Source organism: Chitinophaga sp. (assembly GCF_035761305.1).
In the GTDB taxonomy this organism is placed as follows: domain Bacteria; phylum Bacteroidota; class Bacteroidia; order Chitinophagales; family Chitinophagaceae; genus Chitinophaga.
Map to the genome: position 1 here is coordinate 1 of NZ_DASTRI010000097.1, position 11,410 is coordinate 11,410.

General features: G+C 47.0%; 11 protein-coding genes. 5 read left to right on the plus strand and 6 right to left on the minus strand.

Annotated features, from left to right (window positions below):
- The 3 genes from VFS25_RS08760 to VFS25_RS08770 all read right to left on the minus strand — a co-directional run.
- Positions 1-560: MarR family winged helix-turn-helix transcriptional regulator (locus tag VFS25_RS08760; RefSeq protein ID WP_326461754.1), on the minus strand; the 560-nt coding region annotated here is incomplete at its 3' end.
- Positions 561-640: 80 nt separating this feature from the next.
- Positions 641-901, minus strand: coding sequence for a DUF2024 family protein (locus tag VFS25_RS08765; RefSeq protein ID WP_326461755.1), 261 nt, complete (start codon positions 899-901; stop codon positions 641-643).
- A gap of 74 nt (positions 902-975) precedes the next feature.
- Positions 976-1,557 (minus strand): protoglobin domain-containing protein, encoded by a 582-nt coding sequence (locus tag VFS25_RS08770; protein WP_326461756.1) that lies wholly within the window; start codon positions 1,555-1,557, stop codon positions 976-978.
- A 406-nt stretch (positions 1,558-1,963) separates the two neighbouring features.
- Between VFS25_RS08770 and VFS25_RS08775 the strand changes: the two genes are divergently transcribed.
- Positions 1,964-3,253 (plus strand): chloride channel protein, encoded by a 1,290-nt coding sequence (locus tag VFS25_RS08775; RefSeq protein ID WP_326461757.1) that lies wholly within the window; start codon positions 1,964-1,966, stop codon positions 3,251-3,253.
- Here VFS25_RS08775 and meaB read toward each other — a convergent pair.
- Positions 3,250-4,158, minus strand: coding sequence for a methylmalonyl Co-A mutase-associated GTPase MeaB (meaB, locus tag VFS25_RS08780; RefSeq protein WP_326461758.1), 909 nt, complete (start codon positions 4,156-4,158; stop codon positions 3,250-3,252). The two genes, VFS25_RS08775 and meaB, sit on opposite strands and share 4 nt — an antisense overlap.
- Before the next feature lie 79 nt (positions 4,159-4,237).
- Here meaB and VFS25_RS08785 point away from each other — a divergent pair, with 79 nt between their 5' ends.
- Positions 4,238-5,116, plus strand: coding sequence for a glycosyltransferase family 2 protein (locus VFS25_RS08785; RefSeq protein ID WP_326461759.1), 879 nt, complete (start codon positions 4,238-4,240; stop codon positions 5,114-5,116).
- Positions 5,117-5,126: 10 nt separating this feature from the next.
- Here the strand turns inward: VFS25_RS08785 and VFS25_RS08790 are convergent, their stop codons facing one another.
- Together VFS25_RS08790 and VFS25_RS08795 are read right to left on the minus strand one after the other, a co-directional pair.
- Positions 5,127-6,176 carry a glycosyltransferase family 1 protein gene (locus VFS25_RS08790; protein ID WP_326461760.1) on the minus strand — a complete coding sequence of 350 codons (1,050 nt, stop codon included), beginning with the start codon at positions 6,174-6,176 and terminating at the stop codon, positions 5,127-5,129.
- Between the two features lie 48 nt (positions 6,177-6,224).
- A complete protein-coding gene (locus VFS25_RS08795) occupies positions 6,225-7,181 on the minus strand; it encodes a glycosyltransferase family 2 protein (RefSeq protein WP_326461761.1) in 957 nt (318 codons plus the stop codon).
- Positions 7,182-7,302: 121 nt separating this feature from the next.
- Here VFS25_RS08795 and VFS25_RS08800 point away from each other — a divergent pair, with 121 nt between their 5' ends.
- The 3 genes from VFS25_RS08800 (at position 7,303) to lptC (ending at position 9,979) form a co-directional block, all read left to right on the plus strand.
- Complete coding sequence (locus VFS25_RS08800; protein WP_326461762.1) at positions 7,303-7,938, plus strand: LON peptidase substrate-binding domain-containing protein; 636 nt, start codon at positions 7,303-7,305, stop codon at positions 7,936-7,938.
- A 217-nt stretch (positions 7,939-8,155) separates the two neighbouring features.
- Positions 8,156-9,400 (plus strand): hypothetical protein, encoded by a 1,245-nt coding sequence (locus VFS25_RS08805; protein WP_326461763.1) that lies wholly within the window; start codon positions 8,156-8,158, stop codon positions 9,398-9,400.
- A gap of 27 nt (positions 9,401-9,427) precedes the next feature.
- Positions 9,428-9,979, plus strand: a complete 552-nt coding sequence (lptC, locus tag VFS25_RS08810; RefSeq protein ID WP_326461764.1) for an LPS export ABC transporter periplasmic protein LptC — start codon at positions 9,428-9,430, stop codon at positions 9,977-9,979.
- The last annotated feature ends 1,431 nt before the right edge of the window (positions 9,980-11,410 follow it).

Sequence of the window (11,410 nt, forward strand, 5' to 3'; positions counted from 1 at the left end):
TTTAACGGCGCTTTCACCAGGTTGCAATAATGGCCGCCATTCTTACGGGTATAGAAATGACAGTTCAGGCACATCGTCTGTGGAGTAACTACACCTGTTTGGTTCAGCTGGTAAATAAGCTGCAGCAGGTTTTCCAGCAGCACGGCCTGGTTTTCGGCCGGCAGCCCGGCTACGGCGTCCAGCATGGGCATGGCGTAACGCTCTACTTTCCTGGCCAGGGTTTTACCTTCTTTTACCAGGTGCAGGCTATGGCTGCGGGTGTCGCTTTCCATGATTTTACGTGTAATCAGCTGCTTGCTTTCCAGTGATTTTATTGCATCGCTGATAGTGGCCTTGGTCATGTTAAAATAATGGGCCAGGTGCGTTACTGTTCTTTTTTCTTCGGGGTAGTGCAATAAAAATACCAGGAGCTGTACCTGTATAGGGCTTAGCCCATGCTGTTTGGCCTCATTCCATAACAGCACGCGAAAACTGGCAGATAAACGTTCAACAGCAGCTACTACTTTGCTGGAAACGCTATTGGCCTGTTGTGCGGGGTTGAAAATTGAAGTTTTCCCCATCCTGCTTTCCTGCTTACTTTTTGTAACCGGTAATATACAGAAATTTTGCGTTGCAGGAAATACATTATATATATTACCGGCTACTGGCAACCTTCAATTTCATGAATATAGTACCCCTGGCGGGCAATAGTTTGCTCCCAAACGGGCACTACTTCCTCCAGGTGGCAGAAACGGCAGTCCCTGGTAGAAATGTGCGGGGTGGCGCGTTGCTTGGATTGCAGGTAGGCTTTACCAAAGGTGAGCACATGCTCGTAGTGGGTATCGGCGGCAACAATAATATCAAAATGCATATACCCACCATTCTTTTTCTTTACATAGGTGTCAAAAACAGCTACTTCCATAGTTTTTATGGTTGTGGTCAAAAAGTTTTCAATAGGATTCCAATAAGCTGATATGGGTAAAAGCGGGAAGGAGGTTAGCAGGGCTGTTGGGCAACAGGATCAGGGTATGTCCAAAGGAGTACGCTCAGGCTAACGGCTTTGAACCAGGCCTGATGCATTTTTTCTACTTCTTCCGGTCGGTGGCCGTTCTTTTCCAGGAAAGGACGGATAGCATTGGTAACAGGATAAATAAACGTAACCAGGTAGCGTAAAAAAACGGCAGGCAGGTCTGCCATATGAGGGGTAGGCAGTGACTGGTCCTGGTAACGCTTTGCAATAGCCTGTTCAAGCTGCGACCAATAGTTATTAGAGGGAGGCTGGCATAATTGCCTGATCCAGCTGCCGAAGCGCGGGCGTAAAGTGTCCAGGTATTCGGCATCCGGCTGCCCGTCACGGGTAAAATAATGGGCCAGGTAGTCGTTGGCAACCATGTGATCATACCAAATATCCAATATTGTTTCTGCCTGATCGGAAAGTATTTCACCGGCCATTTGGAGGTAACGTTCATCTTCACGGGTAAACAGCAACATACGTTTAATTAAAACTAGCTCCCGTAAATTTAAAGTGGATGAGGTCATACCGGCCGACGTACTTTCATAACGCTTGCCATTAATCATACATACATATTTAGTTGGAGGAATTGCAACCCAGGTCCTATTTTACAAATATAATAAGGGCTCCTAACTAACAAAATCTTTAACATTTCGTTCACTGGGGTATTTCATACATATCAACCCTATATTTATATGAAATATACTCATATACAGATCGCAACAATGAATAATGCAGTAATTGTCTATGTGAATACGCCCGTTCGATTAACAACTTATTAACTCATTATGTCGCATTAATTTTGACAGTTGACGGTCGGCATCCAGTCAAAAGAAGGCATGACATCATAAGCTAAACAGCTCGCCCGAGTTAGTAATACTAAACCACTATTGACGTATACTATACCCTGTCTGTTTTATTTTGAGTATGTTTGTGCGTATTGGTTTACCATTATACCAGCTTAGTAAACTCATGATGCAATTTTTTCGCTCCCGGCTTGCTATACCGGTATTTTCAGCCATTGACACTGCCTTATCCTCCAATATACCAGCCCGGCCGGCTAACAGCAGCCTTTTCCGCGTGTTATACCTGTGCGGCCTGGTAGTGGTGCAGGCGGCCATTGCAAGCGTAGTGGCCCAGTTGCTGGTATGGTGTATTTACCTTGTTACCAACCTTGCGTTTTACGGACAGCTTAGCGTTGCCCAAAATACACCGGCAGCCAGCCAGCAGGGACCCTGGATAATAGTAGTGCCGGTAACAGGAGCATTAATAACAGGATGGCTATGGTATGCCGCCAGGCGCAGTCGTGGAGTGACCAGGGCTTTACTGCAGCCCCTGCCCGCAGTCATGGCAATAGGTACCGGCAGCCCGATGGGTGCTGAAGGACCCATAATGCGCGCAGGTGCTGCCTGGGGCGCTTTCATAAGTCAGCGGCTGAAACTTACGGTAGACGAATGCGGGATATTGCTGGCCGCCGCCGCCGCCGCCGGCATGAGCTATTTTTTTGGCAGCCCCTTGGCGGCAGCAGTGCTGGCTGCCGAGCTGTTGTTGTCAAAAGTTACCCTGCGTAGTATGTTGCCTGTTATCCTGGCCAGTATTACCGCCGCATTTATACATTATTTATACCGTGGCAGCGCACCTTTGTTTGACCTGCCGCATGTAACCATGCCGGCTCCTCTGGCGCTGCTGGCCTATACAGGCATTGGTATTATAATCGGTTTCCTGGCCGCCTGGATCACCAAGGCAGTATCGTATATGAAAGCAGCTTTTGCAAAGCTGCCTGTGCCCCCCATGTGGTGGCCGGCTATTGGCGGCCTGGTGGTAGGCGTTATAGGATATTTTGCGCCTGATACCCTGGGCACAGGCTATACGGGCATACATAACCTGCTGATGGGGAAAGTAACCCTGCAAATGTTGCTGGTATTGGGTGTGCTTAAATTTATTTCGTGGTGTTTTGCGGCAGGTAGCGGTACGCCGGGTGGTTCAATTGCACCGCTGTTTGCCGTAGGCGGCGCCTGGGGACTATTTATTGCTTTTGTACTGCAGGCTGCTTTTCCGCAGCTGGCCATCCGGGTATCTGTAGCTGCCTTAATTGGCATGGCCGCTATGTTTGCAGGCACTACCCGCGCGCTGTTCACGGCCATTATTTTTTCATTGGAAATAACCCATGAGTGGAATGCGCTGCTGCCGCTAACCTGTGCCTGTGCAGCCGCTTATTTTATTTCCTTTTTGCTGATGCGTACTGCCGTAGCGCCCAATTAAGGCAAGCGCTGTTTTACATTTTCAGCTACCAGCCTGTACAGGTTAAAGGTTCCCTGCTCCAGCTCCTGCGCTATTTGTGTATGCAATGCCTGCTTATTTACGTCGTACATACGCCGGTGTTGTATAAGCTGCCAGGCTTTTTCTGCCAGCAGCAGGGCCTGCCGGTCGCGGGACCGGGTTTGCTGCTGGTGCCGCTCAATGGCGTTTATCAGTTCCCCGATGCCTGTTTCCTGTGTTGCAACAGTTTTTAGCACCGGTATGTGCCAGCCGGTATGGTGCTGCTTTTCGGCCGACAGCAGGCGAAGATTTTTTACAAAGGCATCTGCATTATCGCGGTCGGCTTTATTTACTACAAATATGTCGGCAATCTCCATCAGCCCCGCTTTCATGGTCTGTATCTCATCACCTGCTTCCGGTACTACTACTACCACGGTGGTAGTGGCAATGCCGGCAATATCTACCTCACTTTGCCCTACGCCAACCGTTTCAATAAAAAGGTAATCAAACCCTGCGGCCTTTATTACATCGCTTACTTCAATGATCTTGGGGCTAAGACCGCCTAATGCGCCCCGGCTGGCCATGGAGCGAATGAATACCTGTGCATTATTAAAGTGCCGGCTCATGCGTATACGGTCGCCCAGCAAAGCCCCGAAGTTAAAAGGAGAAGAAGGGTCTACCGCAATAATGGCCACGCTTTGCTGCCGGCTCACCAGCGTTTGTATAAGGGTGTTTACCAGGGTGCTTTTGCCCGCGCCGGGCGGCCCCGTAATACCAATTACCCGCGTGGCGCTGCCCGTGGGCAGCTGCTCAAGCAGCTGCGTATAGCCGGGAGCTTCATTTTCAACCAGTGAGATCTGGCGGGCCAGTGCTTTTATATCAGGTATATGTGCCGGTGCATGCGACATAGGCGCAAAATAAAGATTTCCTGAAAGTAAGTAATAGGTGTTTTTTATACCTTCGCTGCCGGCGCATAATTGCCATTATATGAAAGTAGCGGGATTTACCTTTGTACGCAATGCCATAAAATATGATTACCCCGTAGAGGCTTCTATACGGTCTATCCTGCCTTTATGTGATGAAGTAGTGGTAAGCGTAGGTAACTCCGATGATAATACGCTGGATCTTATACGCGCTATTGACTCATCCAAGATCCGTATTATACAAACCGTTTGGGACGACTCCCTGAAGGAAGGCGGCCGCGTGCTGGCTGTAGAAACCAACAAGGCTTTTGATGCAGTAAGCGACGATGCCGACTGGGCCTTTTACATACAGGCGGATGAAGTGGTGCACGAAAAAGGGTACGATAACATACGCGCTGCCATGCAGCAGTATAAGAACGATCACCGCGTGGAAGGCCTGCTGTTTAATTATGTGCACTTTTACGGCAGCTATGATTATGTAGGCGACTCCCGTACCTGGTATAAGCATGAGATACGCGTAATCCGCAATAACAAGCAAATACGCTCCTATAACGATGCGCAGGGCTTTCGCCGGCAGGGGCAAAAGCTGCTGGTAAAACCGGTGAAGGCAGATATTTACCACTATGGCTGGGTAAAGGACCCTGCTTTACAGGCGCAAAAACAAAATAACTCCCACTACCTCTACTACGGTAATAATGAGCAGGCATTAAAGGAACGTTTGTTAGCCGGCAATTTTGATTACGGCCTGGTCGACTCCCTGGCCCGGTTTAAAGGCGTGCACCCGCAGGTAATGCAAAGCCGTATTGCCGCCCGCAACTGGCAGTTTGAGCGCGACATCAGCCGCAAAAGTTTTTCCTTTAAAGATGCAGTGCTGTATTGGATTGAGCAGAAAACCGGCAAACGCCTGTTTGATTACCGGAACTATAAAATACTGAAGAAATAGCAGCGGCGCATTAATACAGGCTGCGGTACACTTTTAAATATTCCTGGCTCATACGGTCCCAGTTGAACTGGCGCGCATGTGCAATAATGGCCTGTTGCGGGTGCTGTGTGGTATAATGGTGCATGCCTGCTTCAAATACCTGCTGCATATGTACAGGATCAAAGTCGCGGAAGTAATAGGCATGGCTGCCGCCTACTTCCGGCAGGCTGGTTTTGTCTGATAAAAATACCGGCTTCCCAAAATGCATGGCCTCAATAGGCGGTATGCCAAAGCCTTCTGTAATAGAGGGAAACACATAGGCGTAGCAATGCTTCAGGTACCAGTATTTATCCTGGTTGCTGATAGGGCCCAGCAGCTTTACCCGGCTGCTTACGCCAAACCGCCCGGCTTCTTCCTGTATCTTTTTAATATAATCGCCATGAGGGGTACCGGCAATCAGCAGCTCATACTGGTTATGCTGCAGCAGCGCGGGCAGCACATGAAAATTCTTTTTAGGCATCAGCATGCCTATGGAAAACAGGAAAGGTGCACTGGGCCGGTAACAGGGCTGGTCAAATGCGGGGTATTCCAGTACATCGGCGCCGTTATACACTACACAGCATTTTTCTTTTGCTACCTGCAGGTGCTCCTGCACCGTATTAAAGGTGAAATGTGAAATGGTAACAATGCAGTCGGCTTCATTTACCTGCTGTTGTAAACGGCGTAGCAGAAAAGCTTTGGTACGTTCGTCCTTTCTTTCGTCGAGCAGGAAATTGAGATCGTGAATAGTAAGCACCAGCTTGCCGGTACGTTTGCGCGGATATACGTTGGTAGCCTGGTGCAGGGCATGCCATATGGTTGTTTTAGGCGGATGAAAAAAATACCGGTGATACCAACGGTAGTATAACGGCTTATAGCACACATTGTTGGTAAACCCTTTAAAATTGTCCGGCAGGTAGTATAGCAGCTCCTCATCCTCCGCTACCAGCGCAGGCAGGCGCTGGCCTAACTGCCAGCAAACAGTGTACAGCCCATTATGCGGATATTTTAGTTTTTCAAGGTCCAGCCCTATCAACGGCATAATTGTATTGTAACTATTATTGAGGGGTGAAGATATAATTTTCAACGGTTAGGTGTGGCCCATTCGTATTTTTTGTTTGAATCTTAATGAGTAGTAAGGGGGGGCATTTTTGGCTATCATCCATGCAATACGTGCGTAAAAGCCGCCTTTGTAACACTTTTTCAATAGTTTAAAGAAATACCACCATTTAAGCACATGATAGGCCGGGGCGGAAAAATGTTTGGAAAAAAAATACAGGAGTGAAAAATAGTACTCCTGTAAAAACTCGGCCTTTACCGTGGTGCTCTTACTTATAAAGTGAACAAAACGTGCGTCCGGCACCAGGTAGCAATGCCAGCCTTTTTTCCGGAAAGTATAGGCCAGGTCTTCCTCCTCACAGTAAAAAAAATAGTTGGTGTCAAGGCCGCCAATGTCGGCAAACATGCTGTACCGTATAAACAGGGATGCACCGCTGACAAAGGGCACCTGTAACGGTTGTATATATACGCTGCCGCGGCGCGGAAAATTGGCCGGCTTAAATAATCGCAGCAGGCCGCTGCCCAGCAGCTTTAGCGAAAGGGTGGGAAAATAGCCGAACGTACGAATGGGCTGGCCCTCTGCATCCAGCATTTGCCCGCTGCAGATAGCGGCCTCCGGCTGCTGTTGCATAAAATTGTACAGGATCGATAAGCAGTCGTTTTCAAAAACGGTGTCGTTATTCAGCAGGTACAGGTACCGGGCGCGGGCGTATTGAACGCCCAGCATATTGCCCCCTGAAAAGCCAAGGTTAAGGATGCTTTTTACCAGTATAATATTGTCTATACCGGCAACATAGGCAGCCAGCTGGTGGTACTGGGCCTCTTCAGAGGCATTGTCTACAATCACCAGCTGCCAGCGCAATCCCCGGGCAGTATGCTGCTGTATGGATTGAATGCAGCCAATAGTATAATCTGTGGAATTATAATTCAGTAAAATAACAGCTACATCAAAAACAGTTGGCTGTTCGGCTACAGTGCCTTGCGTCATAACGTTTCGCTTTATGATCCTGGTTGATAGTGTAACAGTTACTAAAATACATTAAAACCCGGTATACCCTATTGCCTGTTGGCAAGTGAAGGCCATTTATTTTTTAACTTAGCTGTTACTTATGACGAATTTCATTCCCATATTTCCTTTAGGCATAGTGGTATATCCGCAGGAACAGCTGAACCTGCATGTATTTGAGCCGCGGTATAAGCAGCTGGTGCGTGAATGTGTAAGCGAGCAAAAACCTTTTGGCATACCTACCGTACTGCATAAAAAAATTGTAGAATACGGTACGCTGGTAGAAGTGGTACGTATTGAAAAAGAATATGAGAACGGGGAAATGGACATTGTAACCCGTGGAGTAAGCGTGTTTCGCATACTGGAGGTAATTAAAACCGTTCCCGATAAACTATATGACGGCGCCATTGTAAACTATCCCGAAAATAACGGTAAAACCCACGCCCGCCTGCGCCAGCAGGTGTTGCATGCCATACGGGAGCTGCACCATATTCTGCAGGTAAACAAAAACTTTCCCAAAAAAGATGATGAGCTGAGCGCTTATGACCTGGCCCATCATGCCGGTCTTTCCCTGGAGGAGGAGTATGAGCTGCTGCACCTGTTCCAGGAAATGCAGCGCCTGGAATATTTAAAGCGCCACCTGCTGAAAGTAATACCCCTGATGGCCGAAATGGAAAAGCTGAAGGAACGCGTAAAGCTGAACGGCCATTTCCGGAATTTATCGGCAGAAGGGTTATAAAAGCAGTTGAATAGCCGTTTTTTAACGACGTTTTAACAGTAGCCGGTTTGGTTTTCTTTGCATCCCATTCTAAAAATTAGATATTTGCAAACGATGTTTAGTGAAGAATATGCTATATCAATACGATAAAGCGCTCACTAAAACAGTAACCAAATCAATCCGCCAAATGTATAAACCTATAGCTGGCATTTCCTGTTTACTGGCTTTTCTGTTACTGTTGGCTAATAACGTTGCCGCACAGGACAATTCCCCTTATTCCCGCTATGGTTTAGGTGACCAGAATGTTAACCAGCATGTTATTAACAGGGGCATGGGCGGCGTATCGCAGGCCTATAACGATCCGCAGTCCGTTAACTTCACCAACCCGGCCAGCTATTCCTCCCTGCTGCTAACGACCCTGGATATTGCCGTGGAAGGGGGCGCACGGGTTATTTCCAATACCGACCAGCAATTCCGTTCCGGCATAGGTTCTCTTTCCTACCTGCAGCTGGGTATACCCATTCGGCGTAAATGGGCGTTGGTAATGGGCCTGCGCCCGGTAACAAGGGTATCTTACAACATTTTGCAGAACAGTGAAAAAACTTTTTTTGATACGCTGAAAGTACCGGTAGCTTACCAGTATGAAGGTAACGGCGGCCTGTACCAGCTATATGCCGGCACAGGTGTGGGCATTGGCAACTTTAGCATTGGCGCCAACATCGGGTACCTGTTTGGCAACATTGAAAACAGCACCAAGGCAATTTACCCGCCCAACCAGTATATATTTCCTTCCAGGCATACGCAACGGGTAAGCTACGGCCATCTGTTTTATAATATGGGGCTGCAGTACCGGTTTAACCTGGGTAATGAGCTGGATCTTACGCTGGGCGCTACCGGCAGCCTTAAACAAAACCTTTCGGGCCGCCGGGAGCAGCTGCGTGAAACGCTGATATATGACCCCACCTCCAATGAGTACACTACCCAGGACACTGCCTTTTATGCAAAAGGCGAGCATGGAAAAATCATATATCCGCAACAGTTAGGAGGCGGTATAATGCTGCGCAAGGCAGATAAGTGGAGCATGGGGGCTGATTTTACTACCGAGCAGTGGGAGCAGTTCCGTAATTACGGCGAAAAAGACTCTGTGCGCAATGCCTGGAAAATGAGCCTGGGCGGGCAGTTTATTCCCGATGCCCGTGCTGCCGGCGGTTATTGGAACAAGGTTACCTACCGGGTAGGCGGTTACTACGGTACCGACTATCTGAAACTGAACGGGCAGGATATGCGGGTATATGGCTTTTCCATTGGCGCCGGCTTGCCTATACGCCGGCAGGCTTACTCCAACCAGTTTACTGTAATTAATGTGGCCTTTGAAATAGGTCACCGGGGCAATAAAGCCACCGTGCTAAAGGAAACCTGGTACCGTATGGTGCTTGGCTTTACTTTGAACGACCGCTGGTTTATTAAACGGAAATATGATTAATTTGCGGCGTTGAAAAGCGGTTCCCATATGATCAATGTTCGGAAAATGGCGCTCCTGGCCGTATTCCTTTTTTCTCTTGCAGCCTGTGAAAACGACATGCAGTCCATTATGCAGCTGGACAAAGGAGCTGCCGCCGTGGAAGAAGGTGTAAAGATCGAATCTTTTTACAGCCAGTATGGCAGGGTGCGGGCCAAACTTACTGCCCCTACCATGACAAGGTACCTGGAGCGCCCTGCTTATGTGGAGTTTAATAACGGACTAAAGGTATTATCCTATAACGACAGCCTGCAGGTAGAAAGCACGGTAACCGCCAAATATGGCAAATACTTTGAAAATGACGATAATGTATTGCTGCGCGACAGTGTGGTAGTGGTTAATAAGGAAGGGAAGCGCCTGGATTGTTACGAGCTGCTCTGGGACGCTAAAAAGGGCAGATTCTTTTCAGATAAGGATGTACGCATCAGCACCCCTACAGATACTATTTATGGCACCGGCCTGGAGTCTAACCAGGATTTTTCAGATTATAATATTATCAACCCCCGCGGGCAGGTAACAGTGCAGGACAGCACCCTGCAGTAACAAGCCCGCCTTTACGCGTGCCCCTATACGAAAAAAGCCCTTCCTGTACGGAAAGGCCTCCTTCGCTTTAACCTATTTTTTAACCTAAAATTTGTTTAAAAAGGTCAATAACTGTGCCAAGCTGGGCGGTAAATGCCCTGCAACGAGCCTGTAAAGTGCCTTATGGCCGCTGCTGATCAAAGCCGCAAAATATACAGCGCCATAAAACCCTAATTACAAAGTATTTCCCGCCGCGGTTACGCACATATATGAATTATTCAATAACCATAAAAAAATGAGGCGTAGGCTGACAGTTTTTCATAATGCATTGCATATGCAGGTTCACAAAAATGTTGCAGCACGCAGGTGCGGTTATACTGGAATAATCTGCGTTCAACCCTTAAATTCTTACATTCATCCGGGGCCATTGCGAACGGTTGCTTTTATAAGTTTTTACTGAAATAAGGGAAGGCTAAAGCAGTCCGTTAAGCAGCAATACTATCTGCATTAAAGAATAATAAAATTAATATTTTCACTTAATATAAAAATTTTATTAATGCAATAGCTTAATTCCCAATCTTTCATCTTCACGAACTAAATCGCATCGTTCACGGAAATGGAATAAAAACCTATATATGCTAGGCTATCTTTGATCTAGGTTTTTCATAGGATATGGTTAAAATTATTACAAGGGCGGTATTCTTACCACCCTTTTTCTTTTTAAAAAGCGCTGTAAAAGGCGCTTTTTATTTTTAACCGGCCTTTACCGGTGTTTCCCGGAGAATCGGCTACGTTGTGCCCGGAATGATACATCTATTCGGTTTTAATAATTTATTGATTATCAGCATCTACATCTTTTTCATTCTTATAACGTACTTAGCGGGCTCATTAAAAGCGCCTGCGTTTATCTGCATATTTGGTACGTTCCCCAAGAAAAATATAGCATTCACTAGGTTGGGGGTGGTGATAATTAAATAAATATGATCTTTGTTACAGGTTTTTCAATAAAGATATGGTTAAAATTTTTCGGGGCTGTAGTCTTGCAGCCCCGTTTCTTTTTTAAGAACCGTACTAATACCGGCCAAATTATCAAGATTATAAAAAAGAGGGTGTCTCAAAAGTACGATACACCCTCTTTTTATTCGGGTACCTGATGGAGGCAGGTGATCGTTTAAGCGATTCTCAGGCCCTTCGTTTATTTCTGATACATCCTCTTCTTTTTCAGCCCAGCCTGCAACAGCAGCACAAATCTTTCTATGTATTTTATTCTACCGGGTTACCACCTATTTACCAAATACTACCATCTGTTAAAAGAATGCCAGCGACTAGAAACTATAATATACAAGGGCGAAAAGGAATGCTATTTTTGAATCGGTTTTCATAGGATATGGTCAAAAAAAGTAAAAGGGGATGTAGTCTTACACCCCCTTTTTTATTTTAACCCCGGCGCCT